The following is a 22,906-nucleotide window of genomic DNA, read 5'->3' as shown; positions in this document are numbered from 1 at the left end:
TTCCACTCTCTCAGCCCGCGCGGTGGCTCTTGTCGCCGACGGTGAAGCCGATGGCGGTGGTGAGCAGCCACAGCGAGCCCGTCAGGATCGCCATGTACTGCAGCGGTGAGATGCCGATCAGCAGTGTCAGGCCCCCGAGCACCAGGCCGGCGCGACCCATCCACCGGGGCACGGCGCCGGCACGGGCGGCGACGTGCATGCTGAGGCCGGACAGGCCCGCCAGCACCCAGACCCAGGGGATGGTGCCGACCCAGTGGTTGAACAGCACGGCGCTCTCCGGCAGGACCAGCCCGTCACGGGAGGCCAGCGACATCATGAACTCGGTGTCCAGCCCGGTGCCGAGCACCGAGACGACGGCGGTGCCCAGCAGGCCGGCGAAGGCCACCAGGGGCAGCGTGCTGCCCGCCGGCAGGGCGCTCGCGAGGCGCCGGTGCAGTCCGGCCGCGAACACGACCATCAACACGGCGCCGACCAGGGCGACGGTGTGGAAGGCGAACATCCAGGGGGCCTGGGTGCTCAGCTGGGCGACGACGCCCTCCGGGTCTCCGATGAGGTCGCGGTCGTAGACGGCGCTGATCATGGCACTGGTGACCATGGTCGCGACGCCGGCCAGGCCCGCGCCGATCCCGGCGACGCTCCAGCGACGGGAGGGACCCGTCGGCTGGCTGGATGGGGTGGAAGGGACGTCCGATCGGACGGTGTGGGTGGTGGTGACAGTGGTCATCGCGGGGTTCTCCTCGTGGGGTGGTGTGGTGCGATGACTCGACTGTGGCGGGCAGTTTGTCCCGCGGGGGAGGGACAGGTGGGCACACCATGTCCCGGCGCCGTCCCCCCCGCGTTGGTGCGCTCGGCGGGACTTGAACCCGCACACCCGAAGGCACAGGAACCTAAATCCTGCGTGTCTGCCAGTTCCACCACGAGCGCGTCGGAGACGATGGTATGTCCCCGGGGCCGGGCCTACCGCGCGCAGGGCGGGAGGCGGCGGGAGGTCACTCCCGGCCGGAGGAGACCCACTGCGGCTGGCCGCGTGCGATGTTGCGCCCTCCGACGACCAGGTCCGCCGCCGTGTCCAGCCGGGCGAGCTGGTCGGAGGAGAGGCTGAGGTCGGCCGCGGCGGCGTTCTCCCGGACGCGCTCGCTGCTGCGGGTCCCGGGGATCGGCGCGACGCCCAACCCGAACTGCTGACCCTTGGCCAGCAACCAGGCCAGGGCCACCTGTGCGGCGGTGGCCTGGACCTCCTCGGCGACCCCCTTGGCGACGTCGACCACCTGCTGGTTCGCCTGGAAGTTCTCGGCGGAGAACCGCTCCTGGCCCTCCCGCATGGACCCCTTGACGTCGTCCTCGGTGAGGGTGCCGGTCAGGAAGCCCCGGCCCAGCGGTGAGTACGGCACGAAGCCGACCTCGAGCTCCACCGCCGCGGGCACGACATACCGCTCCACGTCCCGCGACCACAGGCTCCACTCGCTCTGCACGGCCGCGATCGGGTGCACCGCCTGGGCGGCGCGCAGCTCCTCGGCGGTGACCTCCGACAGACCCAGGTGGCGGACCTTCCCGTCGGCGACCAGCTCGGCCATCGCCGCGACGGTCTCCTCGATCGGGCGGGTCAGCTCGCGCCGATGCATGTAGTACAGGTCGATGGTGTCGACCTTGAGCCGGCGCAGGCTCGCCTCGCAGGCGGAGCGGACGTACTCCGCGTCGCCCCGGGTCTGCCGCTCGGCGGAGTTCACGATGCCGAACTTGGTCGCCAGCTGGACCTCCTCGCGCCGGTCCCGCAACAGGCGACCGATCAGCTCCTCATTGGTGCCGGCCGGGCCGGACGCCCCCTGCGGGGCCTCCCCGTAGACGTCGGCGGTGTCGAGGAAGGTCAGGCCGGAGTCGACGGCCTCGTGGAGGGTCGCCAGCGCCTCCTCCGGCGCGATCCCGCCGTAGACGTGGCTCAGCGCCATCCCGCCGAAGCCGATCGCGCTGACCTGCAGGCCGTCCCCGAGGGTGGCCTGACGCATCAGGCGGCGACCCCGAGCGCCTTGGCCAGCGAGGCGACGTGCCCGGTGGCCTTGACGTTGTAGCGCGCCAGCTCGATGGCGCCCTGCTCGTCGACCACGAAGGTCGACCGGATGACACCGGTGACGGTCTTGCCGTAGAGCTTCTTCTCGCCGTACGCGCCGTAGGAGGTCAGCACCGACTTGTCCTCGTCCGAGAGCAGCGGGTAGGTCAGCGACTCCTTGTCGCGGAACGCCGCCAGTTTGTCCGGCGAGTCGGGGGAGAGGCCCACCACGGCATACCCGGCGTCCTGCAGCACGCCCAGGTTGTCCCGGAAGTCGCAGGCCTCCGTGGTGCACCCGGGGGTCATCGCCGCGGGGTAGCAGAAGATGATGAGCTTGCGTCCCGCGAAGTCGGTGAGCGAGACCTTGTTGCCGTCGGCATCCGGCAGCGTCCAGGTCGGGGCCGGGGTGCCTTGTTCGAGACGGGTCATGGGTGTCCTCCGTTGGGTGATCGGCGGGTGTTCTGCGTTATCGTCTCAGGCAGCGTAAGGACCTGTGTCACCGACCGTTGGAAAGGGAGCCACATGGCCGACAAGAAGTCGACTCGCTCCATGAAGGAGATCGAGGCCGAGCTGGCCGCGAACCGCGACCGGCTCGCCCGCACCGTCGACGAGCTCGTGTTCCGGGTGAGCCCGGCCGAGCTCAAGCGCCGCCAGGTGGTCGCGCTGAAGGCCAAGGCGAACGACGCAGTGTTCACCCCCGGGGGCGAGCCCAGATACGACCGCATCGCCCTAGTGCTGGGCAGCGTCGCCGGCCTGGCGATCGTGCTGGGGGCGGCACGCCGCGCCTTCTACAAGAACTGACCGGCGCCGTGGGCGATCCCGGCAAGCTGCCCATCCGGATGCTGCACGACCGGGTGCTCGTCTCGCTCGAGGGGCAGCAGGGCGAGCGTCGCTCCGGGGGCGGCATCGTCATCCCCGCGACGGCGAGCGTGGGCCGGCGCCTGGAGTGGGCGCGGGTGGTGGCCACCGGCCAGAACGTGCGACAGGTCGAGGTGGGGGACCGGGTGCTGTTCGACCCGCAGGACCCGGCCCAGGTCGAGCTGGGCACCAAGGAGTACATCCTGCTCCGGGAGAAGGACCTGCACGCCGTGGCTGCCGAACGTGTGCAGGACGGCCGGACCGGCCTCTACCTGTGAGCCGGTGACCACGCCGTGATCGTCGACCAGGCGGTGTATGCCGAGGGCCGGCGGCTGCCGTGCACCGACCTGTCCGCCGAGCTCGCCCGGGTGCGGGGCGAGGCGGGGCAGGACTTCATCTGGATCGGCCTGAAGGACCCCACCGACGAGGAGTTCGGTCAGGTCCGTGAGGCGCTGGAGCTGCACCCCCTCGCCGTGGAGGACGCGGTGAACGGGGCGCAGCGGGTCAAGATGGAACGCTACGGCGACACGATGTTTGCGGCGTTGCGCACCATCCGCTACCTCGACGAGACCTCCGACATCGAGACCGGCGAGCTGATGATCTTCGTCGGTCATCGGTTCGTGGTGACGGTGCGGCGCGGGGAGGCCGCCGAGCTGGTCGGGGTCCGCCGCCGGCTCGAGGCCGACCCGGCCCCGATGGCCGAGTTCGGCGCGTGGGGCGTCTTCCACGCCATCCTGGACACCGTCGTCGACACCTACCTCGCGGTCGACGAGGAGGTGCAGCGCGACCTGGACGAGATCGAGGAGGCGGTGTTCGCCGGGGCGGGCAACACCGACTCTGCCACCATCTACCGGCTCAAGCGGGAGGTGTTGGAGTTCCGCCGGGCCGCCCAGCCGCTGGTGCGCCCCGTCACCTGGCTGCACGAGGAGACCGGCCCGCTGGACTCCCCGGAGCTCAAGTTGCGCTTCCGTGACGTCGCAGACCACCTGATCCGCGTCACCGACCACATCGACTCCTACGACCGGCTGCTCACCGACGTCCTCAACGCCCACCTGGCCCAGGTCTCGGTCCAGCAGAACGCCGACATGCGCAAGATCTCCGCCTGGGTGGCGATGGCCGCCGTTCCCACCATGGTGGCCGGCATCTACGGCATGAACTTCGATGTCATGCCCGAGTTGCACTGGACCTTCGGCTACCCCCTCGTCATCGGCTTCATGGTGCTGGTGTGCGTGCTGCTCTACCGCGCCTTCCGCCGCTCCGGCTGGCTCTAACCCCCCGGCCCCTGCCCCCCTCTCGACCGGACGCCTCGTCTGGCGGTCTCCTGGGGCACCGGACGTGTCGTCTGGCGGCTTTTCGGGGCACCGGACGCGTCGTCTGGCGGTCTCACCGGGGACGTTCGCTGAACCAGCGGACGGGCACACTGCCGCGGTGGAGCACGTGAGGGACGTCCACCCACGGGAGCCACGGATCGTCTGGTCCCAGGGCCTCCAGCCTCTGGACGGCGTCGACGGTCACCCGGTCCACCGCGCGGAGGGAGGCGGTGGTGAAGGGCAGGTAGTCGTCCGGGCCTGCCGGATGCGGCGCGTGTCCCTCGGGGCCGGCGCGCATCAGGCGGATCACGGTGCGGCGTGGGTCGAGCCGGGCCGCGGGTAGCACCCAGGGGCGGGCTATCGGGCACCGTCCGGCCCGAGCGGCGGAGTGCGGCGAACAGCGGCGCCGGATGCACCGGGGAGAAGAAGACGACGTCACCCCAGCGGCAGCCGAGGGGCTCGACCGGCTGCTCCGACAGCGCCGGGTCGACCGGGTGTCGGGACCGGTGTTGGGCGTAGAGGTCGGGGTACTGCTGCGCCAGAAGGTTCAGCGGGAGGATCGTGCCGCCGCGGACGCTCGTGGCGGGTCGGTGGAAGAGCTGGCCGAGAACAGGTGCGTGCATGAAAAAACCCTCGGCGCGGGCCGAGGGTGCTTCTCCATTCTACGCGTGCCGATGACCCGGTGTCGCGATACATTCGCCGTCATGTCGGACAAGGCCGCACGGCGAGCAGCTCGGCAGGAGGTCGCCGCCTACCACGAGGCGCAACTGGACGTCCTCGTCGCCCACGTCGGTGAGGCCATCGACCGGCACCGCGCCGGTGAGCTGGATGCCTTCGAGGTCGACGAGGTCGTGTTCCAGTACAGGCGCGCAGCCAAGGAGTTGTGGAAGTTCTGCAATCTGGGGAATGTCGAGAACACCGCAGCGCGGCTGCGCGAGGAGGCTCCGACCGGTTGGTGGGAGCGCGGCGCCCGTCGTCGTCGCGGATGACACCGCGGACGCCCGACGCCCGCGGGCATCGGCGCGACCTCAGCCGCGACCCCTCGCGGCGGGAGCAACCCTGACGGCCACCACCAGCGCCACCGCGGCGACCCACACCGCGGCCGTGACCAGATAGACCCGCTGGGCGAGCCCGAAGACGCCGGCGGCATCGCCCAGCAACACCCCGACGGTCGTGACGACGAGGATCCACCCCAGCGGTCCCGCGGCGCTGCGCCGGGAGACCCGGGAGACCAGACGCCCGAGGAGCACCGCGGCGACCGGCAGTGTGAAGAACGCCAGGTTGCCCAGCAGGTTGTGGGCCGTGCCGGCGCCGGTCGTCACTCCCTCCGGGTCGATCGGGAAGAAGGCCTGCGCCACCTTGGCCAGCCCGAAGATCACGAGCAGCCCGAGCCCGGCGAGATCACGCCGGCTGCTCCGGAACGGGCCGAGCGCCACGGCCAGGGCCAGCGCCCCCACGCCCGCGGCGAGTGTCCCGACGTGGGAGGCGAACCCGGCGGTCCCGTGGACGTAGGAGCTGGTGGGGGAGGTGAGTGGGTCGACGTCCGGCTGCAGGAGGTGGAAGGCGGCAAGGATCGCTAGGTCCGTGACCGAGGCGGCGATGGCGACCACGGCGGCCGGGCCGACGAGGGCACTGCGGCGGGGCTCCGGGTCCGTGGTCATGACCCACGGTAGCCAGTGACGTGCCCCGCGGACCAGACCCGCCAGCCCGACGTGCCCGACGCGCCACCCGACGCGCCCGCCCGACGCGCCAGCCCGATGCGCCCACGCGGGGCGGGCATCAGAGCGCCGTGTGGGTGACCCGCCCCCCGTTCACGGTCAGGGCCACCGTCATCGCCCGCAGCCGACGCCCCGCCTCGGCAGTGTCGTCGGCCACCTCGAGCGGGTCGTGGTCCAGCACCGCCAGGTCGGCCCGCTGCCCCGCCGACACGGTGCCCACCCCGTCGGTGCTGGCCGCCAACGCCTCGGCGACGCTAATCGCCTGCTCGGGCACCCACGGCTCGCGTTCGTCGGCCGACCGGTGCACCGCGGCAGCCATCGCGAGCCACGGGTCCAGCGGCGCGACCGGGGCGTCCGAGCCGAGCACCAGCCGGATGCCCGCGTCGAGCATCGAGCGGAACGCGAAGCACCGTTCCTCCCGCCCGGGCCAGCACCGGGCGATGAGGTCGCGGTCGTCGAGCAGGTGCGCGGGCTGCACGCTGGCCCGTATGCCGAGTGCCGCCATCCGGGTGATCTGCGCCGGAGTGGTGAGCTGGGCGTGCTCGATCGAGCCCCGGGCGCCGGTGGCCTGGAAGGCGTCCAGGGCGATCTCGATCGCGGCGTCGCCGATGGCGTGGACGGCGACGTCCAGGAGGTGCCCGGTGGCCGTGCGGAGCAAGTCCTCCAGCTCGGGGCCGGGCACGTTCTGCTTGCCGTGGGGGGAGTCGCCCTGCAGCGTGGCCGGGTACGGGTCGCAGCAGTGTGCGGTGCGGGTGCCCAGCGAGCCGTCGGTGATCACCTTCAACGGGCCCATGCGCACCAGGTCCCCGGTGGCATCGAAGGAGTCCCCGGTCTGGCGTCCCAGGGCGATCAGGTCCTCGAGCCGGTCGGGGTAGACGGCGGTGCGCACCTGGAGCTCGTCGACCCCGCGCGCCACCCGGGCGGGCCAGAACCCGAAGGAGGAGTCGAACTCCAGGTCGACCAGCCCCACGATGCCGCGGCTGGCGGCGTCGCGCACGGCGACGCCCAGTCCCTGCTCCGCCTCGGCCGCGACCTCCGGCAGCGCCGTGAACCGGGTGAACGCCGCAAACCACGCGTCCTCGTCCAGCGCGGTCTCGGTCCGCTCCAGCCCGAGCAACTGCTGGGCGGCCGAGTTCAGCCACCCGCTGTGGCCGTCGCCGGAGTAGATGACGACGGGAAGCCCGCGGCTCACGGCGTCCAGCTCGGCCACCGACGGCAGCTCGTCCCAGCCGGCAGACCGGTAGCCCCAGCCGGTGACCGCAAAGGGTCGTTCGTCCCCGGGCAGGGCGTCGACGTGGGCGGCGATCCGGGCGACCACGTCCTGCGGTCGCACGCTGCCGCTGACGTCGATGCGCTGCCGCGCCTGGGCCCAGGACGACAGGTGCACGTGCTGGTCCCACAGCCCCGGGACCACCCACCGGCCGGCCAGGTCCAGGACGTCGGCGGCTGACGGCATACCGTCGGCGGTTGCGGCACCCCCGACCGCGGCGACCCGGCCCCCGGCGAGGAGCACGTCGGTGGGCCCGCCGTCGCCCTGGGGCGAGGTCGTCTGCGGGCCGACGGGCACGAGCCGCGCGTTGCGCAGCAGGATCGGGGCAGCGCTCATGGGGACACGGTCTCACTCGTCCCGCCGCGCGTGCCGCGCACCCTGGCGGGACACGCCGGAGCGTCGCTCAACGCCGGGCCAGTGCCTCCAGCAGACGCTCCTCGGCGTCGGCGCCCGGTCCGATGCCGCGGGGGACGCGCAACCAGAAGACGAGGCCGAGCACCCACCACAGGCCGAACAGGATCCACGGCTGGGTGGTGAGGGCCGCGGGCATCCCAGGCATATAGAGCGAGAGCAGGCCGAGGGTCAGCACCGCCGCGCAGACGCCTACGACAGGTCCCAGCCCGGACCGGCCGCCGACCGTGAAGGGGCGCTCCATGGCAGGCTCACGGCGGCGCAGGACGAGGAAGGTGACGGCGACCAGGAAGTAGGCGATCACGATGCTGGGGGCGCCGGAGTCCACCAGCCAGACCAGCATCGACTCCCCGAACCAGGGCGCCAGGACCGACAGCGCACCGATGAACAGCAGGGCGTTGGTGGGGGTGCGGTAGCGCGGGTGCAATCGGCCGAAGGCCCGCGGGAGCATGCCGGACTGGCCCATGGCGTACATCAGCCGGGACGCCCCGATGAGGAAGGCGTTCCACGAGGTGAGGATCCCGGCGATGCCGCCGGCGACCAGGACGGTGCCGAAGAAGTCGTGGCCCCACAGGGCGGTCATCGCGTCGGCCGTGGCCAGGTCGGCCGCGGCGAGGTCGGAGCGGTCCATGGCGCTGTCGGCGGTGACGACGACCAGGATGTACCAGAGAGCCGCCATCGCCACCGAGATGATGACGAGCTGGCCGATCTTGCGGAACGGGATGTTCACCTCCTCGGCGGACTGCGGGATGACGTCGAATCCGACGAACAGGAACGGGACCACCACCAGCACCGCGATGAAGCCGCTGACCCCACCCTCGAACAGCGGCTCCATGTTGCTCACGGAGCCCCCGACGAACGACCCGAGCAGCAGCAGCGCCCCGACGGCGAGGAGGAACAGCACGGTGAAGGTCTGGGCCACGCTGGCGGGCTTGATGCCGCGGATGTTCAGCCAGGTCAGCACCACCGCGGCGACGACGCCGACGAGCGCCCAGGTGAGGTAGACGTCGGAGCCCGCGACGCTCCACAACCGGACCTGGTTGAGGTCGGGGAAGAGGTAGAGCGCGGTGCGGGGGAGCGCGACCGCCTCAAACGCCACGATCGTGATGTAGCCCCCCGTGATCGCCCACGAGCACACGAACGCCCAGCGGGCACCCATGCCGCGCATCACGTAGTTGTGCTCGCCGCCGGCGACCGGCATCGCGGACACCAGCTCGGAGTAGGTCAGGCCGACGAGCACCATGATGAAGCCGCCGACCACGAAGGCCAGCGAGGCCCCCAGGGTGCCGGCCGACTCCAGCCACCCGCCGGTGAGGACCACCCAGCCGAAGCCGATCATGGCTCCGAACCCGATGGCGATGGTGTCCACGTTGCTCAGCGTCCGGACGAACGAGACGTCCTGCGTGCCGTGCTCGGCCATGGTGACTCCTGCCTCAGCGTGTCGCGCGGGTGGGCGACCTGTCGACGATAGCAACGAGGCCACCCCCAGGCCGGGAATCGTGGCGGGTCCTAGCATCGGGTGCATGACGCTCTCCGCGCAGGCCCGCGACCTGCTTCCCGACCTGGTGGCGCTGCGCCGCCGCCTCCACCAGTGCCCCGAGGTGGGGCTGGACCTGCCGCAGACGCAGGCGATCGTGCTGGAGTCGCTTGAGGGGCTGCCGCTGGAGATCACCACGGGCACCGCCACGACGTCGGTCGTCGCGGTGCTGCGCGGCGGCCGACCCGGCCCGACGGTCCTGCTGCGAGGCGACATGGACGGCCTCCCGGTGACCGAGACGACGGGGCTCGACTTCGCGGCGACGACCGGCACCATGCACGCCTGCGGCCACGACCTCCACACCGCGGGCCTGGTCGGCGCCGCCCGGCTGCTGAGCGCCCAACGGGAGGAGCTCGCGGGGTCGGTCGTCTTCATGTTCCAACCCGGCGAGGAGGGGTATGCGGGGGCGAAGGTGATGCTCGAGGAGGGCCTTCTCGAGGCCTCCGGTGAGAAGCCGGTCGCGGCCTACGCGGTCCACGTCCTGCCCGGCCCGCCGGGGGTCTTTGAGTATCGGCCCGGCCCGTCGCTCGCGGGATCCAACGTGCTGCACATCACCGTCACCGGCCGGGGTGGCCACGGGTCGATGCCGCACACTGCGGTCGACCCCGTGGCTGCCCTCATCTCCATCGCCGGCGACCTGCAGACGATGGTGACCCGGCGGTTCAGTGTCTTCGACCCGGTCGTGCTGACCATCACGCAACTGTCGGCGGGCGAGGCGGTGAACGTCATACCGGAGACGGCCTCGCTGGGCGCCACGGTGCGCACCCTCTCCCACGCGAGTGTCGACGCCCTGCGGGAGGCGACGCGGGAGCTCGCCGAGGGCATCGCGGCCGCCCACGGCTGCACGGCGGAGGTGGAGTTCCGGGTGGCGTACCCGGTGACAGTCAGCGACCCGGACGAGGCTGTCTGGGTGGGGGAGGAGTTGCGCGCGGAGTTCGGTGCGGAGCGGGTGGTCCAGGCGGCCGACCCGCTGATGGGGTCGGAGGACTTCTCCTTCGTCCTGGAGGAGGTGCCGGGTGCGTTCTTCTTCCTCCACACCAGCCCGCCCGGGGTCGATCCCGCCACGGCCGCGATGAACCACTCCCCGGAGGTGCTCTTCGACGACGCCTTCCTCGGCGACCAGGCAGCTGCCCTGGCGCGTCTGGCCCTGCGGCGCCTCGCGCCCGGTGGGGGCGCTGGCTAACCGACCTGGTCGCGAGCGGCGACGAAGGCGTCCACGCAGGCCCGCACGTCCTCCTCGGAGTGCGCGGCCGACAGCTGCACCCTGATCCGGGCCTTGCCCTTGGGCACGACCGGGTAGGAGAAGGCGATGACGTAGACGCCGTGGGCCAGCATGGCGTCGGCGATCTCGGCGGCCTTCCGGGCGCCGTCCTCGCCGGGGAACATCACCGGCGTGATCGGGTGCGAGCCGGGGAGCAGCTCGAAGCCGGCCTCAGTCATCAGGGAGCGGAACAGCTCGGTGTTGCGCTGCAGCACCTGGCGCGGCTCGTCGGAGTCGCGGGCGATCTCCAGGGCCTTCAGCGAGCCGGCGACGATCGCCGGGGCGACCGCGTTGGAGAACAGGTAGGGCCGGGCGCGCTGCTTGAGCAGCTCGACGATCTCGGCGTGGGCGGCGACATAGCCGCCGCTGCCACCACCGAGGGCCTTGCCGAGGGTGCCGGTCACAATGTCGACACGGTCCAGCACGCCGCAGTGCTCGTGCGTGCCGCGGCCCTTCTCACCGACGAAGCCGACGGCGTGGGAGTCATCGACCATCACGAGGGCGTCGAACTCCTCGGCGAGGTCGCAGATCTCCTCCAGCGGCGCGTAGTAGCCGTCCATCGAGAAGACCCCGTCGGTCACCACCACGGTGCGCCGGGCGCCGCCGTCCCTGGCCGCCTCGAGCTGGGCCCGCAGGTCGTCCATGTCCCGGTTGCGGAACCGGAAGCGCCGGGCCTTGCTCAGCCGGACCCCATCGATGATCGAGGCGTGGTTCAGCTCGTCGGAGATGATCGCGTCCTCGGCGCCGAAGAGCACCTCGAACACGCCGCCGTTGGCGTCGAAGCAGGACGGGAAGAGGATCGCGTCCTCGGTGCCGCTGAAGTCCGCGATCGCCTTCTCCAGGTCGCGGTGCTGGGACTGGGTGCCGCAGATGAACCGCACCGAGGCCATCCCGAAGCCCCACTCGTCCAGCGCCCCGCGGGCGGCCTCCAGCACGTCGGGGTGGTCGGCCAGGCCCAGGTAGTTGTTGGCGCAGAAGTTCAGCGCGGTGCCCGACCCGGTCGTGACGTGGGCGGACTGCGGCGAGGTGAGCTCGCGCTCCACCTTGTAGAGCCCGGCCTCCCGGATCTCCCGCAGCTCATCCGCGAGAGCCTGCTTCACGGCATACATGTGTGTCTCCTCAGCTCCAGTCCATGATCACTTTGCCGCACTGCCCCGCCCGCGCGGTCGCGAACGCATCCTCCCACTGCTCCGCCGGGAACCGGTGGGTGATCACCGACCGGATCCGCTCGCGCAGCACCTCGGAGGTCTGCAGCATGAAGGTCATCCGGTACCAGGTGTCGTACATCTCCCGGCCGTAGATGCCCTTGATGGTCAGCATGTGCGTGATGACGTGGCCCCAGTCGACCGCGAACGGCTCCTTGGGCAGCCCGAGCATCGCGATCTTGGCGCCGTGGGTGGCGTTGTCGATCATCTCCGCCAGCGCGGTCGGGAAGCCGGACATCTCCAGCCCGACGTCGAAGCCCTCGGCCATCCCGAGGTCGTCCTGCACGGGCCGCACCCGCTCGCGCGCCACGTTGACCACCCGGTCCGCACCGGCGGCGAGGGCCAGCTCGAGCCGCTCGTCGGACACGTCGGTCACCACCACATAGCGGGCGCCGATGTGCCGGGCGATCGCTGTCGCCATCACCCCGATCGGCCCCGCACCGGTGATCAGCACGTCGTCCCCGGACATCGGGAAGCTCAGCGCGGTGTGCACCGCGTTGCCGAGGGGGTCGAACACGGCACCCAGCTCGGGGTCGATGTCCTCGGGCTGGGCCCAGACGTTCGTATGCGGAATGGTCACGTAGTCGGCGAACGCACCGTCGCGGTTGACCCCGAGGTTGGAGGTCTGCACGCACATGTGCTGGCGGCCGGCGCGGCAGTTGCGGCACACCCCGCAGATGACGTGCCCCTCGGCGGAGACCCGCATCCCGACGGCCAGGTCGTACTTGCCGTCCCCCTGCGGGACGCCCTCGCCGAGCTCGACGATCTCACCGTAGAACTCGTGCCCGATTACCAGGGGAGGCTTGAGCATGGAGGCGGACCAGTCGTCCCAGGCCTCGATGTGGAGGTCGGTGCCGCACAGCCCGGCACGGAGCACCCGCACCTTCACCTCGCCGGGTCCGGGGGTCGGCTCGGGGACGTCGATCAGCTCCAGTCCCGGGGCTGCGGTGGTCTTGACCAGTGCGCGCATGGGCCCATCCTGACGCACCGCCTCCGATTTCATCAGCGCGGCCTCCCGGTGCTAAAGTTCTGCGTCGCGCGCCTATAGCTCAATTGGCAGAGCAGCTGACTCTTAATCAGCGGGTTCGGGGTTCGAGTCCCTGTGGGCGCACTCCCTCAGGAGCCCCTCAACCGGTCCGGCCGGTTGGGGGGCTTCTGTGTTTCCGGAAGCCGTCCGTGAGAACCCACAACACAACGGCCGACAGTATGGAGATTTCCAACTAGACAGACATCCCGTGGATGCCTCATCATTTGTTGTGGAGATGCGAATCAGTCTGTGCCACATCATCGCTGGGTGAGGCTGCAGGTTTCTCTACATAACGTAAAGAACTGGTCAGTAATCTCTGCTACGTCTCAACACCAGGATGGGCCGGCCCATGACGGTCACTCCGCGAATGCCTCTGGAAAGGAGGTGAATCCACATGCGTCGCATCCTCACCGCTGCCCTGGCTGCCACCCTGGCGCTGGCCGGCCTGGCCGTCAGCACCGCCCCCGCCCACGCCGCCGGCTACAAGCCCGACGTCGTCTTCTGGGAGGGCAAGTAATCGCCCCCCGGTCACGCTCTTTCACAGAACGCCCCCACCGTGCTGTCGGTGGGGGCGTTCTGCGGTCGTGGGACGTGCTCGGTGTCGGCGCCGCTCGCCCGCCGGATCGCGCGGCCCCGGGGTGTTTGACACACTGGCCCCGGCCACGTCCCGAATTCAGGAGGCTCAGCAGGGTGAGCACCACCGAAGGCAGCACCGACTCGACCGACATCCCCGACAAGGCGGACCCCGCCGAGGCTCGGTTGCGCACCGACGACACCCCTGACGGGCCGACGGACCTGCCCAAGCGCAGTTGGGGGTCGATCTTCAAGCGCACCATCGGCAAGTTCTCCGCCGCCGGTGCGACCGACCTCGCCGCCGCGCTGACCTACTACAGCGTGATGTCGATGTTCCCGGCGCTGCTGGCGCTGATCTCGCTGTTGGGTGTCCTCGGGCAGGGGCAGAGGACCACCGACGCCCTGCTCGACGTGCTCCTGGAGATGGGGGCCAACGAGGAGCAGCTTGAGCCGATCAGCGACTACATCACCCAGATGCAGGGCACGACCGGCGCAGGCCTGGCCCTGTTCATCGGTCTCGCCGGTGCCCTGTGGGCGGCCTCCAACTACGTCAACGCCTTCTCCCGGGCGATGAACACGATCTACGGCGTCAAGGAGGGGCGGCCGTTCTGGAAGTTGCGCCCCTGGATGCTGCTGATCACCCTGGTCGTGCTGCTGCTGGTGGTGCTGGTGGCGCTGTCGCTGGTCTTCACCGGCGACCTGGCCCGGTCCGTCGGCTCGGTCATCGGGCTGGGCGACACGGCCGTCCAGGTCTGGAACTGGGCCAAGTGGCCGGTCATGTTCCTCATCGTCGTGCTCATCGTGGCGCTGCTCTACTGGGGCACCCCGAACGTGCGGCCCCCGAAGTTCCGCTGGCTCAGCGGAGGGGCGGTCCTGGCCATCGTGGTGTGGGGCGTGGCGACCGCCGGGTTCGGCTTCTACGTCGGCAACTTCGGCAACTACAACGCCACCTACGGCGCCCTGGCCGGTGTGATCATCATGCTGCTGTGGCTCTGGCTGACCAACGTCGCGCTGCTGTTCGGGGCCGTCTTCGACTCCGAGCTGGTGCGCGAGGGCCAGCTGCAGTCCGGGGTGCCGGCCGAGGACGAGATCCAGTTGCCGCTGCGTGACGCCAGTGGCGCGGAGAAGAAGGCCGAGAAGCAGTCCAAGCAGCTGGCCGAGAACCGACGGATCCGGCTGTCGGCCGGGCGCCGCAAGCGCACCGACTGACCGACCCCACCGGTCGTCGGCTGCCGCGGCCGGTCCGGTTCGGAGCATGCCCCCGCAGCGGGTACGATGGTCCGCGTTGTCCGGATCGGGTATGTCGTCCGTCCGGTCGGCATGGTGGGTGTAGCTCAGCAGGTAGAGCGCCGCGTTGTGGTCGCGGATGTCGCGGGTTCAAGTCCCGTCACTCACCCCACGCTGGCCCCGGTGTTCGCACCGGGGCCAGTTCTCTTTTCCCACCCCGTCAGCGGTACTGCGCGACCAGCGGGCACTCGAACGGATCCGCGTGCCCGAGCCCGACGCGATTGAGGTAGCGCACGACGATGCGGTAGGACGTCACCAGCCCGGTCTCGGTGTAGGGGATGCCGCGCTCGGCGCAGAGCTCGCGGACGATCGGTCTGGCTCGGTGCAGGTTCACGCTCGGCATCCGCGGGAACAGGTGGTGTTCGACCTGGTGGTTCAGGCCGCCCATCGCCCAGGTCACCACCCGTCCGCCGCGGATGTTGCGCGAGGTCAGCACCTGTCGCCGCAGGAAGTCGAGCGTCGAGCCTGCCTCGAGCAACGGCATACCCTTGTGGTTGGGGGCAAAGCTGGCGCCCAGGTAGAGGCCGAAGGCGGCCAGCTGGACCGCCAGGAAGGCCAGCCCCAGGCCCGGCCCGAGCACCGTGAGGACCACTGCGGGGAAGCCGAGAAGCCGGACGGTGATGAGGGCTGCCTCGAGCCTGCGGTGTCTCAGGTCCTGGCCCCGGAGGATGGTGCGCACCGCGTTGACGTGCAGGTTGATCCCCTCCAGGGTCAGCATCGGGAAGAACAGCCACCCCTGACGCCGGGTGATCCAGCCGAGGATCCCGGTGCGGTGGGGGACGTCGGCAGGGTCGAAGACGAGCGCCCCCGTCCCGACGTCCTCGTCGCGGCCGAGCGTGTTGGGGTGGGCGTGGTGCTTCCCGTGCTTGCGCACCCACCAGCCGTGGCTCAGCCCGACCACGAGGTTGCTCACCACCTGGGCGAGCCGGTCGTTGTGCCGCTTGGAGGCAAAGACCTGCTGGTGCGCGGCATCGTGCCCGAGGAAGCCCGCCTGGGTGAACAGGACGGCGAAGAGCAGTGCGACCCCGAGTTGCCAGGCGGTCCGGCCCAGGGTGAGCAGCAGGGTCGTGGCCAGCGCCAGGCCCGCGGCCAGCAGCGCGGCCCGTCCGACATACCAGCCGAGGCGGCGGTCCATCAGGCCCGCCTCCTTGACGCGGCGGGAGAGCTCGAGGAAGTCCTGGGCGGCCGGGTGGTGGCGGGGCGCTGGGGGAGTCGGTCCGGTCGTCGTGGTCATGCTGCGACGCTAGGAACCCCGGGCCGTTGCGGTCCTCACCCTGCAGGGCCAACCGCACCCCCTACGTCGGTAGCACGGACGCCTGGTGGAACTGCATCGCGACGTCCATCCACGAGGCGAGCGACTCGTTGGTGTCGAGTGCCTCGCCGTCCACGGTGATCCAGCCCGGCCCCATGGAACGGCCCTTGCCCATCTCGGCCTGCCGTGCGCCGGGGCGTGCCGTCAGCTCCCCGTGTCGTGCGGGGTCGATCCGCACGAGGAGGCCGCCGTCCCGCTGGGCGGCCACTACCATCCGGTCGCGGACCATGAAGGACAATCCGCCGAACATGGAGACCTCGCGGATCTCCTGCTCGTCTGCCAGGACAACACGTATGCGGTCGGCCAGCTCGTTCTGGGGTGCGCTCATCGGGTCCTCCCTGGAGGTTGCGGGTGGGCGGTGGTCCGGTCGGGGAGCGGCACCCAGTCGTCCGGCCCGGCGTCGCCGACGCGTGCCGCGATGTCTAGCCGGGGCAGGAAGTGCGCCCACCCGTCGGCGTGGCCGGGCAGGCCGTCATCGGGCAGGTCCAAGTGGAGCAGTTCGACCCTGGTGCCGGCCTCCGTGGGAGTCAGCGTGAACGCCACGGTGGAGGTGCCCGGGGGGAGGTCCGGGCTGCCGGCCACGCCCCAGGAGAAGACCACGCGACGGGGTCGGTCCACCTCGACGAACTGGCCCCGGATCGCGTGCCCGGCGATGTCCACCGCGAAGCGGCCACCCGGCCGCGCCTCCAGGTCCGCGTGCTGGCCCATCCACGCCGTCATGCCGTCGTCGGTCACCAGGTAGTCGAAGACGACCTCCGGTGCGGCGTCGATGTCGATCGAGGTGGCGAACTCAGCCATCGCCAGCCCCCTCCTTGGCCTCGACAGCGGCCTTGAGTGCGCCCAGCTTGGTGGGCCAGAACTCATCCAGGTAGGAGCGGACTGCTGCCAGGCCGTCGGGGCGCACGGAGAACAGGTGCCGGGTGCCCTCCCGGGTACTGCTGGCGAGTCCGGCAGCACGCAGCACCCCGAGGTGGTGCGACGTGGTCTGCTGCGAGAGCCCGAGCTGAGCGGCGATCTCACCCACCGAGCGAGGGCGGGAGCGGACGACGGCCAGGATGGCCCGTCGATTGCCGTCTGCCAGGGCGCGGAGTGATCGGTCGAGATCCGGTGCGGGATCGGCACTCATGGGACTACCTCCACGTCGACATACCGACGTTAGCACAAGTAGTCGTTTGTACTCACAGTTGTTGGTGGGGGGGGTGTTGGGTCGCGGGGTCAGGCGGCCGACGCTCCGAGTAGTTCGGACGATGCCACCCGGGCCGACTCCGTCCGGGCGACCTGCGCGACCGAGGCGAGCCACTCGGTGCGACGCTGCGGGGTCGAGCCCTTGACCGGCGCGAACCGCGTGGTCCGGACGGGGGAGTAGCCGCAGAAGGCCAGCGTTCCGCGAGTGAGTGACCGGAGCCGGGTGTCCGGCAGTACCGGCTGCAGGAACAGTGGCGTGTCTGAGGTCATGATCACCCGGGCGCTCCGACCCTTCAGAAGGCCGACGGGGAGCCCGCGCTCGGTGTAGCGGTAGTCCTCCTGGGGCAGGAGTGCCCGGTCGAGGAAGCCCTTGAGCATGGCCGGGGTCGCGCGCCACCACACCGGGGTGACGACCACGAGGTGGCGCGCCTCGCGGATCGCCAGCCGTGCGTGCGCGAGACCGGGCTCGATGGGCATCCGTCGGGTGTAACCGTGGCGCATGTGCACGTCGAACTCGAGCTCGCGGACGGCGAGCAGGCTGGCGTCGGTGGCGTTCTCGGTGTAAGTGCGCGCGATCGAGGCGCACAGGCTGTCAGGGTTGGGGTGGCCGTCGATGACGAGGATGGCGGACATGGGTGGCTCCGATGGGTGGGGGTCGCGTGGATCGAGCGAAATCTAGACAGTGTCAACAAAGTTGACGCTGTCAACTTAGGTTAGGATGTTGACCGTGTCAAGATCGAAAGTTCCCTATCACCACGGGGATCTCGCGGCCGCCCTCGAGCAGGCAGCGGTCGACCTCCTCACCGAGGAGGGATCAGCTTCGGTGAGCCTGCGGGCGGTGGCGCGCCGGGCGGGGGTAAGCCACAACGCGCCGTACCACCACTTCGGAGACCGGCAGGGACTGCTCAAGGCGGTAGCCGCAAGAGGTCTGGGCGACCTGCTGGACGCGATGGTCGCCGCCCGCGATGCGGCCAGCACACCCCGCGACCGCCTGCTCGATGTCGCGATCGCCTACGTCGACTTCGCGACGGGGTACCCGGCCGTGTTCCAGATCATCTTCGACCCCGAGGTGTGTGACCCGCGGGACCCCAGCCCGGTGACGGCGCCCCTGATCCAGGCCAACGACGAGTTCCTCGCCACGACGGTGCGCGAGGCCATGCCGGCGGGGGTCGCCGAGGACACGGTCGCGGCGACGTCCGCGGCTCTGTGGGGTGCGGTGCACGGGCTGGCCGTCCTCGCCGCGGCCGGGCACCTCGATGCCGCCGTCGCCCGACCGGGACTGGACTCGCTGCTGGGGCTGCAACTCGCCGACTGAGGCGGGAGCAGTCGACGATGTGTCCTCGTATCGAGGACATCGCAGGTCAGGGCGCCAGTCCGGGCGAGCTCGGCCGGGCGTATGCGGTGGGTGCCCGTGCGGTGTGTGGGAGGCGCTGTCGTCGGCGGACCTGATCTCGCGTGGTAAATGAAGGGGGTCATAGGCCCGTTTATCCTCCACGCGAGATTGAGCTGGCTTGCGGTGCCGGCTCTGCACGCGCCGTGCCCTGTGCGCGCCGTCCTTCGCGGGTGCCTCGCCCGGCCGGGTGTCCTCGTATCGAGGACATCGCAGGTCAGGGTGCCAGTTCGGGCGAGCCCGGCCTGGCCTCCTGGGCGGTGGACGCCGGTGCGGTGGACGCCGGTGCGGTGGACGCTGGTGGGGTGGACGCTGGTGCGGTGGACGCTGGTGGGGTGGACGCTGGTGCGGTGGGCGGGGAAGTGCTGTCGTCGGTGGGGCCTGATCTCGCGTGGTAAATGAAGGGGGTCATAGGCCCCTTGATGCTCCACGCGAGATTGAGCGGCCTCGCGGTGCCGCTCGCGTGGGGCGCACCGTGCGGATCTGTCCTCGATACGAGGACATCGCAGGTCAGGGTGCCAGTTCGGGCGAGCCCGGCCGGGCCTCCTGGGCGGTGGACGCCGGTGCGGTGGACGCCGCTGGGGTGGACGCTGGTGCGGTGGGCGGGGAAGTGCTGTCGTCGGTGGGGCCTGATCTCGCGTGGTAAATGAAGGGGGTCATAGGCCCCTTGATGCTCCACGCGAGATTGAGCGGCCTCGCGGTGCCGCTCGCGTGGGGCGCACCGTGCGGATCTGTCCTCGATACGAGGACATCGCAGGTCAGACGACGCGGACGCGGCCGCCCATGGCCAATAGCCCGGTGGACCAGACCATGTCCATCGCGGCGACCGAGACCCGGCAGCACCCGTGCGAGGCGGGGTAGGGCGGGATGGAGTCCGAGCCGTGCACCGCGTAGTTGCCGGAGTAGAACATCGGCCGGTAGAGCTCGCCGAGCTCCCCGTCGCGCCACCCGCTGCCGTCGGTGTACCAGACGGCGAAGTCGCCGGTCGGCGTGACGGCGATGTAGTCGCGACCCTCGAAGGTGTAGGGCTCGCCGTTGCCGGTCGAGGTGTTGAACACCATGGTCGTGGCGCCACCACGCACGACGAGGATGAGCTGGCTGGCGAGGTTGACCTCGAAGAGGTCGCCGCTGGAGACGGGGCTGGGCAGGTAGCCGGACTCGACGGCCGCCAGCGTCTGCGGCCCGGCGATCCCGTCGCGGGTCAGGCCGTTGGCTTTCTGGGCGGCGAAGACGGCCTGCTCGGTGAGATGGCCGAAGCCGCCGTCGGGCGTGCCGCACCAGTACCCCACGGCGCCGAGCTTCTCCTGGAGCGCCAGCACGGCATCGCCGGAGTCGCCGCGGCGGAACGAGGTCAGCTCGGGCTCGGGCTCCGGCTCTTCCTCCGGCGGCTCCTCGGGCTCCGGCTCGGTCTCTGGGGGAGCTTCCGGCTCCTCAGGCTCCGGAGGCTCTTCCGGCTCCGGCGGGGGAGGCGGTGGTGCGGCATACCGCTCGGGGTCGACCACGACACCGCCGACGGTCGCGCCCACGGCGAGTCCGAGCCCGCCGCGCAGCAGGTCCCGACGTCGCAGCGTGACCTCGCGCAGCGCGTTCGCGACCGCGGAGTCCTTCCTGAGCACCATGCCCGTCCACCCTCCTGACCCGGTTGTGCTGTCACACACGAGACGCCATAAGGATCCCGGAATGTTGCTCCGGGAGGCCGCGACACACCCGAATGAGACCCGGCCGCAACCTTCCCTCAGTGTGACAAGCGCCACAAACCCTTGGGAATGATTGATAGTTCAACTATGTTTGACCCAGTGAGCGCCACAACCGGCGCACAACCCGAGACCACGCACCACCACAGACCACGACCGAAAGGAACCCACCATGGGCCTCTTCTCCAAGAACAAGACCGCCACCGCCGTCATCGACGAGCCGACCAGCAACGCCGTCGCCGACCTGGCCGGTGACTACACCCTGGACGTCACCCACACCCGCCTCGGCTTCACCGCCCGCCACGCCATGGTCACCAAGGTCCGCGGCCACTTCCAGGAGTTCGAGGGCACCGCGCACATCGACACCACCGACGTGAGCAAGTCCTGGGCCAAGGTCACCATCCAGACCGGCAGCGTCTTCTCCGGGCAGGCCCAGCGTGATGAGCACCTGCGCAACAGCGACTTCTTCGAGGTGGACACCTACCCGACCATCACCTTCGTCTCCACCGACGTCGCCCTGGGCGAGGACGGCGAGTACGTCATCACCGGCGACCTGACCATCAAGGACGTCACCAAGTCGGTCAGCATCCCGTTCGAGCCGACCGGCTCGGCCACCGACCCGTTCGGCAACCTGCGCGCCGGCTTCGAGGGCTCCCTGGTCGTCAACCGCAAGGACTGGGGCCTGGACTGGAACGCCGCACTGGAGACCGGTGGCGTGCTCGTCTCCGAGAAGGTCACCCTGGAGTTCGACATCTCCGCGATCCGCGGCTGACCCCACTCCCGCAGCGGGCCCGTGCGAGGGCCCAGGCAACGGCCCCGGTCACCCCACAGGGTGGCGGGGGCCATTGCCGTCTCTCCGTATGTCGTCAGCCGGCGGTGGTGCCGGCGTCCGGGTCGGCGGGGGGTGCCGTGATCTGGCGGGCCAGCTCCTTCAACGAGGCGCTGTCCGGGCCGGGGAGGTCCTTGAAGACGGCGCTGCGGTAGTAGCGCAACTCGTTGATGCTGTCCTGGATGTCGCCCAGCGCCCGGTGCCCGCCGGTCTTCTCCGGCGCGGCGAAGTAGGCGCGGGGGAACCACCGGCGGGACAGCTCCTTGATGGAGGAGACGTCGATCATCCGGTAGTGCAGGTGCGACTCCAGCTCGGGCATGTCCCGGGCCAGGAAGGCGCGGTCGGTGGCGATGGTGTTGCCACCCAGGGGTGCCTTGCGGGCCTCCGGGACCCACTCGCGCACGTAGGCGAGCACGTGCTCCTGGGCGTCCTGCAGCGTCGTCCCGTCCGCGAGCACGTCGAGCAGTCCGCTATCGATGTGCATCTGGCGGACGAAGTCGCCCATCTGTGCCAGGGCCTCCTCGGGCGGCCGGATCACCAGGTCGACGCCCTCGCCGAGCAGGTTCAGCTCGAAGTCCGTCACGAGCGTGGCGACTTCGATCAGGGCGTCCTGGGTCGGGTCCAGCCCCGTCATCTCGCAGTCGATCCAGACGATCCGGTCGGTCAGGGCACGGGCAGAGGCGGCTTCGGTCACGCCTCACACCCTAGTTCGCCGGCCGGGTACATTGCCGCACATGTCCGTTCCCGCATGGCAGCAGCCGGTGTACCACCCGCAGGCCCCGGCCCCGCAGAACGCGAGCCGGATGCCCGGGGTGCGGCGGGCCCTGCTGACCGGGGTGGCCGTCACGCTGTTCCTGCTGTGCGCACTCGTGTTGGTGTCGGTGATCAGCGAGAACACCGGTGCCGAGGGTGCGCTGCTGGGCGCGCTGACGGCCTCCATCGCGATCGGCATCGTCGTCCCCGTGTTCCTCTGGGTGGACCGGATGGAGGCCGAGCCGGCCAGGCTGATGTGGTTCGCCTTCCTGTGGGGAGCCCTGGTCTCCACGCTGGGCGCCCTGGTCCTCAACGAGCTCGGGGTGGCCTTCTTCGGCGGGCTCCAGGTGGACACCCAGATCGCCGGGCCGGTCTTTGTCGCACCCCTCGTGGAGGAGTTCCTCAAGTGCCTCGGCGTGCTGCTGATCTTCCTGCTCGCCCGTCGTGAGTTCAACGGGATCGTCGACGGGATCGTCTACGCGGGCATGGTCGGGGCGGGGTTCGCCTTCGTCGAGAACATCCTCTACCTGGGCACCAACTACCAGGATCACGGCGCCGAGGGGCTGGTGGGCGTATTCGTCGTGCGCTGCCTGGTCAGCCCGTTCATCCACCCCATGTTCACGGTGTGCTTCGGCCTGGCACTGGGGATCATCGCCTACCGGCGCACGCTGGCCGCGGCCTTGATCCCGTTGGGGGGATTCGGTGCCGCGGTGTTCCTGCACGCGCTGTGGAACTACGCCGCCGTGAGTTCCGACCTGCGCGGGTTCCTCACGGTGTACGTGTTGGTGCAGGTCCCGTTGTTCTTGGGCTTTGTCACGATCCTGGTCTGGGCGCGCCGCCGGGAGACCAGGCTGCTTCGCGAGCAGTTGACGCACTACGGCATCAACGGGTGGTTCACCCCGGGCGAGGTCTCGATGCTGACCTCGCCGCGGGAACGCCGCCAGGCCCGCAGGTGGGCCCGCGGCGTCGGCGGCCGCCGCGCGCAACGGGCGATGGAGGCCTTCCAGGACGACGCGACCGAGCTCGCCGTCGCCCGCCGGCACCTGGAGCGCGGTGACTCACCCGCGGTGTGGCTGCCCCGGGAGCAGGAGCTGCTCGCGATGGTGCAGCAGGGGCGAGCCGCGTTCGCCCCCACGCATCCCCCTTCGCCCGCCGCGGCCCCGCCCCCCACTCGACCGGGCGGGTGGTCTGGCGGTTTCTGAGGGCACCGGACGTGTGGTCTGGCGGTCCCACACCCCCACA

26 protein-coding genes and 3 tRNA genes are annotated in these 22,906 nt (G+C 70.5%); 12 read left to right on the top strand and 17 right to left on the bottom strand.

The annotated features are described in order from the left end of the window. Positions 1–10: 10 nt before the first annotated feature. From AC1QRC_RS15340 to bcp, 4 genes are all read right to left on the bottom strand, one after another. Positions 11–724: a hypothetical protein gene (locus AC1QRC_RS15340; protein ID WP_484204133.1), complete on the bottom strand. Its 714-nt coding sequence runs from the start codon at positions 722–724 to the stop codon at positions 11–13. A 115-nt stretch (positions 725–839) separates the two neighbouring features. Further along, positions 840–924: transfer RNA gene (locus AC1QRC_RS15335), tRNA-Leu, on the bottom strand. A gap of 65 nt (positions 925–989) precedes the next feature. Next, complete coding sequence (locus AC1QRC_RS15330; RefSeq protein ID WP_484204132.1) at positions 990–2,003, bottom strand: aldo/keto reductase; 1,014 nt, start codon at positions 2,001–2,003, stop codon at positions 990–992. Continuing rightward, complete coding sequence (gene bcp / locus AC1QRC_RS15325; protein WP_484204131.1) at positions 2,003–2,473, bottom strand: thioredoxin-dependent thiol peroxidase; 471 nt, start codon at positions 2,471–2,473, stop codon at positions 2,003–2,005. Before bcp ends, AC1QRC_RS15330 begins: the two co-directional genes overlap by 1 nt. A 93-nt stretch (positions 2,474–2,566) precedes the next feature. On the opposite strand from bcp, the gene AC1QRC_RS15320 reads away from it, so the two are divergent. Genes AC1QRC_RS15320 through corA form a run of 3 tightly spaced genes read left to right on the top strand, consistent with a single transcriptional unit; the run spans position 2,567 to position 4,173 of the window. Further along, positions 2,567–2,845: a DUF3618 domain-containing protein gene (locus AC1QRC_RS15320; protein WP_484204130.1), complete on the top strand. Its 279-nt coding sequence runs from the start codon at positions 2,567–2,569 to the stop codon at positions 2,843–2,845. Between the two features lie 38 nt (positions 2,846–2,883). Further along, positions 2,884–3,180: a GroES family chaperonin gene (locus AC1QRC_RS15315; RefSeq protein WP_484206661.1), complete on the top strand. Its 297-nt coding sequence runs from the start codon at positions 2,884–2,886 to the stop codon at positions 3,178–3,180. A 15-nt stretch (positions 3,181–3,195) separates the two neighbouring features. Continuing rightward, positions 3,196–4,173, top strand: coding sequence for a magnesium/cobalt transporter CorA (gene corA / locus AC1QRC_RS15310; protein ID WP_484204129.1), 978 nt, complete (start codon positions 3,196–3,198; stop codon positions 4,171–4,173). Between the two features lie 112 nt (positions 4,174–4,285). On the opposite strand, the gene AC1QRC_RS15305 is transcribed toward corA, so the two are convergent. After that, a complete protein-coding gene (locus AC1QRC_RS15305; RefSeq protein ID WP_484204128.1) occupies positions 4,286–4,510 on the bottom strand; it encodes a hypothetical protein in 225 nt (74 codons plus the stop codon). Positions 4,511–4,622: 112 nt separating this feature from the next. Between AC1QRC_RS15305 and AC1QRC_RS15300 the strand changes: the two genes are divergently transcribed. After that, positions 4,623–5,201, top strand: a complete 579-nt coding sequence (locus AC1QRC_RS15300; protein ID WP_484204127.1) for a hypothetical protein — start codon at positions 4,623–4,625, stop codon at positions 5,199–5,201. Positions 5,202–5,240: 39 nt separating this feature from the next. On the opposite strand, the gene AC1QRC_RS15295 is transcribed toward AC1QRC_RS15300, so the two are convergent. The 3 genes from AC1QRC_RS15295 to AC1QRC_RS15285 all read right to left on the bottom strand — a co-directional run bounded on the left by AC1QRC_RS15295 (position 5,241) and on the right by AC1QRC_RS15285 (position 9,031). Beyond that, positions 5,241–5,873: a DUF998 domain-containing protein gene (locus AC1QRC_RS15295; RefSeq protein ID WP_484204126.1), complete on the bottom strand. Its 633-nt coding sequence runs from the start codon at positions 5,871–5,873 to the stop codon at positions 5,241–5,243. Between the two features lie 118 nt (positions 5,874–5,991). Continuing rightward, entirely contained in the window at positions 5,992–7,536 is a 1,545-nt protein-coding gene (locus AC1QRC_RS15290; protein ID WP_484204125.1) for an amidohydrolase, read from the bottom strand. 67 nt (positions 7,537–7,603) lie between these two features. Further along, complete coding sequence (locus AC1QRC_RS15285; protein ID WP_484204124.1) at positions 7,604–9,031, bottom strand: APC family permease; 1,428 nt, start codon at positions 9,029–9,031, stop codon at positions 7,604–7,606. A 103-nt stretch (positions 9,032–9,134) separates the two neighbouring features. Here AC1QRC_RS15285 and AC1QRC_RS15280 point away from each other — a divergent pair, with 103 nt between their 5' ends. Next, on the top strand, positions 9,135–10,331 hold the full coding sequence (locus AC1QRC_RS15280) for a M20 metallopeptidase family protein (protein WP_484204123.1): 1,197 nt from the start codon (positions 9,135–9,137) through the stop codon (positions 10,329–10,331). Here the strand turns inward: AC1QRC_RS15280 and AC1QRC_RS15275 are convergent. Both AC1QRC_RS15275 and tdh read right to left on the bottom strand, forming a co-directional pair. Next, the gene (locus AC1QRC_RS15275) at positions 10,328–11,518 is read right to left on the bottom strand and encodes a glycine C-acetyltransferase (protein ID WP_484204122.1); all 1,191 of its coding nucleotides are present in this window, start codon (positions 11,516–11,518) and stop codon (positions 10,328–10,330) included. The genes AC1QRC_RS15280 and AC1QRC_RS15275 overlap by 4 nt on opposite strands. Positions 11,519–11,528: 10 nt before the next feature. Continuing rightward, positions 11,529–12,584, bottom strand: a complete 1,056-nt coding sequence (gene tdh / locus AC1QRC_RS15270; protein ID WP_484204121.1) for an L-threonine 3-dehydrogenase — start codon at positions 12,582–12,584, stop codon at positions 11,529–11,531. Positions 12,585–12,652: 68 nt separating this feature from the next. Between tdh and AC1QRC_RS15265 the strand changes: the two genes are divergently transcribed. The 4 genes from AC1QRC_RS15265 (at position 12,653) to AC1QRC_RS15250 (ending at position 14,613) form a co-directional block, all read left to right on the top strand. Next, positions 12,653–12,725: transfer RNA gene (locus tag AC1QRC_RS15265), tRNA-Lys, on the top strand. 310 nt (positions 12,726–13,035) lie between these two features. Beyond that, a complete protein-coding gene (locus AC1QRC_RS15260; RefSeq protein ID WP_484204120.1) occupies positions 13,036–13,158 on the top strand; it encodes a hypothetical protein in 123 nt (40 codons plus the stop codon). A gap of 173 nt (positions 13,159–13,331) precedes the next feature. Beyond that, complete coding sequence (locus AC1QRC_RS15255; RefSeq protein ID WP_484204119.1) at positions 13,332–14,423, top strand: YihY/virulence factor BrkB family protein; 1,092 nt, start codon at positions 13,332–13,334, stop codon at positions 14,421–14,423. Between the two features lie 114 nt (positions 14,424–14,537). Next, positions 14,538–14,613: transfer RNA gene (locus tag AC1QRC_RS15250), tRNA-His, on the top strand. A 48-nt stretch (positions 14,614–14,661) separates the two neighbouring features. Here the strand turns inward: AC1QRC_RS15250 and AC1QRC_RS15245 are convergent. The 5 genes from AC1QRC_RS15245 to AC1QRC_RS15225 form a co-directional block, all read right to left on the bottom strand. After that, a complete protein-coding gene (locus tag AC1QRC_RS15245; protein WP_484204118.1) occupies positions 14,662–15,735 on the bottom strand; it encodes a fatty acid desaturase family protein in 1,074 nt (357 codons plus the stop codon). Between the two features lie 61 nt (positions 15,736–15,796). Further along, a complete protein-coding gene (locus tag AC1QRC_RS15240; RefSeq protein WP_484204117.1) occupies positions 15,797–16,141 on the bottom strand; it encodes a TfoX/Sxy family protein in 345 nt (114 codons plus the stop codon). Continuing rightward, on the bottom strand, positions 16,138–16,611 hold the full coding sequence (locus tag AC1QRC_RS15235) for an SRPBCC family protein (RefSeq protein WP_484204116.1): 474 nt from the start codon (positions 16,609–16,611) through the stop codon (positions 16,138–16,140). The genes AC1QRC_RS15240 and AC1QRC_RS15235 overlap by 4 nt, the downstream gene beginning before the upstream one ends. Beyond that, the gene (locus AC1QRC_RS15230) at positions 16,604–16,939 is read right to left on the bottom strand and encodes an ArsR/SmtB family transcription factor (RefSeq protein ID WP_484204115.1); all 336 of its coding nucleotides are present in this window, start codon (positions 16,937–16,939) and stop codon (positions 16,604–16,606) included. Before AC1QRC_RS15230 ends, AC1QRC_RS15235 begins: the two co-directional genes overlap by 8 nt. A gap of 89 nt (positions 16,940–17,028) precedes the next feature. Beyond that, entirely contained in the window at positions 17,029–17,631 is a 603-nt protein-coding gene (locus tag AC1QRC_RS15225; RefSeq protein WP_484204114.1) for an NAD(P)H-dependent oxidoreductase, read from the bottom strand. A 94-nt stretch (positions 17,632–17,725) separates the two neighbouring features. On the opposite strand from AC1QRC_RS15225, the gene AC1QRC_RS15220 reads away from it, so the two are divergent. Beyond that, a complete protein-coding gene (locus AC1QRC_RS15220; protein WP_484204113.1) occupies positions 17,726–18,313 on the top strand; it encodes a TetR/AcrR family transcriptional regulator in 588 nt (195 codons plus the stop codon). 833 nt (positions 18,314–19,146) lie between these two features. Here AC1QRC_RS15220 and AC1QRC_RS15215 read toward each other — a convergent pair. Continuing rightward, positions 19,147–20,007, bottom strand: a complete 861-nt coding sequence (locus AC1QRC_RS15215) for a L,D-transpeptidase family protein (protein WP_484204112.1) — start codon at positions 20,005–20,007, stop codon at positions 19,147–19,149. Positions 20,008–20,254: 247 nt separating this feature from the next. Here AC1QRC_RS15215 and AC1QRC_RS15210 point away from each other — a divergent pair, with 247 nt between their 5' ends. Continuing rightward, on the top strand, positions 20,255–20,854 hold the full coding sequence (locus tag AC1QRC_RS15210) for a YceI family protein (RefSeq protein ID WP_484204111.1): 600 nt from the start codon (positions 20,255–20,257) through the stop codon (positions 20,852–20,854). A 94-nt stretch (positions 20,855–20,948) separates the two neighbouring features. On the opposite strand, the gene orn is transcribed toward AC1QRC_RS15210, so the two are convergent. Next, positions 20,949–21,545, bottom strand: coding sequence for an oligoribonuclease (gene orn / locus AC1QRC_RS15205; protein WP_484206660.1), 597 nt, complete (start codon positions 21,543–21,545; stop codon positions 20,949–20,951). A gap of 100 nt (positions 21,546–21,645) precedes the next feature. Between orn and AC1QRC_RS15200 the strand changes: the two genes are divergently transcribed. Further along, a complete protein-coding gene (locus AC1QRC_RS15200) occupies positions 21,646–22,866 on the top strand; it encodes a PrsW family intramembrane metalloprotease (RefSeq protein WP_484204110.1) in 1,221 nt (406 codons plus the stop codon). Positions 22,867–22,906: the final 40 nt, after the last annotated feature.

The sequence above is a fragment of the Ornithinicoccus sp. genome, assembly GCF_057176825.1.
This window is presented reverse-complemented; position numbering and strand designations above follow the sequence as displayed.

Coding starts and splice junctions, on each gene's coding strand:
- AC1QRC_RS15340 (WP_484204133.1), bottom strand. CDS start 724: ATGACCACTGTCACCACCACCCACACCGTCCGATCGGACGTCCCTTCC.
- AC1QRC_RS15330 (WP_484204132.1), bottom strand. CDS start 2,003: ATGCGTCAGGCCACCCTCGGGGACGGCCTGCAGGTCAGCGCGATCGGC.
- bcp (WP_484204131.1), bottom strand. CDS start 2,473: ATGACCCGTCTCGAACAAGGCACCCCGGCCCCGACCTGGACGCTGCCG.
- AC1QRC_RS15320 (WP_484204130.1), top strand. CDS start 2,567: ATGGCCGACAAGAAGTCGACTCGCTCCATGAAGGAGATCGAGGCCGAG.
- AC1QRC_RS15315 (WP_484206661.1), top strand. CDS start 2,884: ATGCTGCACGACCGGGTGCTCGTCTCGCTCGAGGGGCAGCAGGGCGAG.
- AC1QRC_RS15305 (WP_484204128.1), bottom strand. CDS start 4,510: ATGCGCGCCGGCCCCGAGGGACACGCGCCGCATCCGGCAGGCCCGGAC.
- AC1QRC_RS15300 (WP_484204127.1), top strand. CDS start 4,623: ATGCACCGGGGAGAAGAAGACGACGTCACCCCAGCGGCAGCCGAGGGG.
- AC1QRC_RS15295 (WP_484204126.1), bottom strand. CDS start 5,873: ATGACCACGGACCCGGAGCCCCGCCGCAGTGCCCTCGTCGGCCCGGCC.
- AC1QRC_RS15290 (WP_484204125.1), bottom strand. CDS start 7,536: ATGAGCGCTGCCCCGATCCTGCTGCGCAACGCGCGGCTCGTGCCCGTC.
- AC1QRC_RS15285 (WP_484204124.1), bottom strand. CDS start 9,031: ATGGCCGAGCACGGCACGCAGGACGTCTCGTTCGTCCGGACGCTGAGC.
- AC1QRC_RS15280 (WP_484204123.1), top strand. CDS start 9,135: ATGACGCTCTCCGCGCAGGCCCGCGACCTGCTTCCCGACCTGGTGGCG.
- AC1QRC_RS15275 (WP_484204122.1), bottom strand. CDS start 11,518: ATGTATGCCGTGAAGCAGGCTCTCGCGGATGAGCTGCGGGAGATCCGG.
- tdh (WP_484204121.1), bottom strand. CDS start 12,584: ATGCGCGCACTGGTCAAGACCACCGCAGCCCCGGGACTGGAGCTGATC.
- AC1QRC_RS15260 (WP_484204120.1), top strand. CDS start 13,036: ATGCGTCGCATCCTCACCGCTGCCCTGGCTGCCACCCTGGCGCTGGCC.
- AC1QRC_RS15245 (WP_484204118.1), bottom strand. CDS start 15,735: ATGACCACGACGACCGGACCGACTCCCCCAGCGCCCCGCCACCACCCG.
- AC1QRC_RS15240 (WP_484204117.1), bottom strand. CDS start 16,141: ATGAGCGCACCCCAGAACGAGCTGGCCGACCGCATACGTGTTGTCCTG.
- AC1QRC_RS15235 (WP_484204116.1), bottom strand. CDS start 16,611: ATGGCTGAGTTCGCCACCTCGATCGACATCGACGCCGCACCGGAGGTC.
- AC1QRC_RS15230 (WP_484204115.1), bottom strand. CDS start 16,939: ATGAGTGCCGATCCCGCACCGGATCTCGACCGATCACTCCGCGCCCTG.
- AC1QRC_RS15225 (WP_484204114.1), bottom strand. CDS start 17,631: ATGTCCGCCATCCTCGTCATCGACGGCCACCCCAACCCTGACAGCCTG.
- AC1QRC_RS15215 (WP_484204112.1), bottom strand. CDS start 20,007: ATGGTGCTCAGGAAGGACTCCGCGGTCGCGAACGCGCTGCGCGAGGTC.
- AC1QRC_RS15210 (WP_484204111.1), top strand. CDS start 20,255: ATGGGCCTCTTCTCCAAGAACAAGACCGCCACCGCCGTCATCGACGAG.
- orn (WP_484206660.1), bottom strand. CDS start 21,545: ATGACGGGGCTGGACCCGACCCAGGACGCCCTGATCGAAGTCGCCACG.
- AC1QRC_RS15200 (WP_484204110.1), top strand. CDS start 21,646: ATGTCCGTTCCCGCATGGCAGCAGCCGGTGTACCACCCGCAGGCCCCG.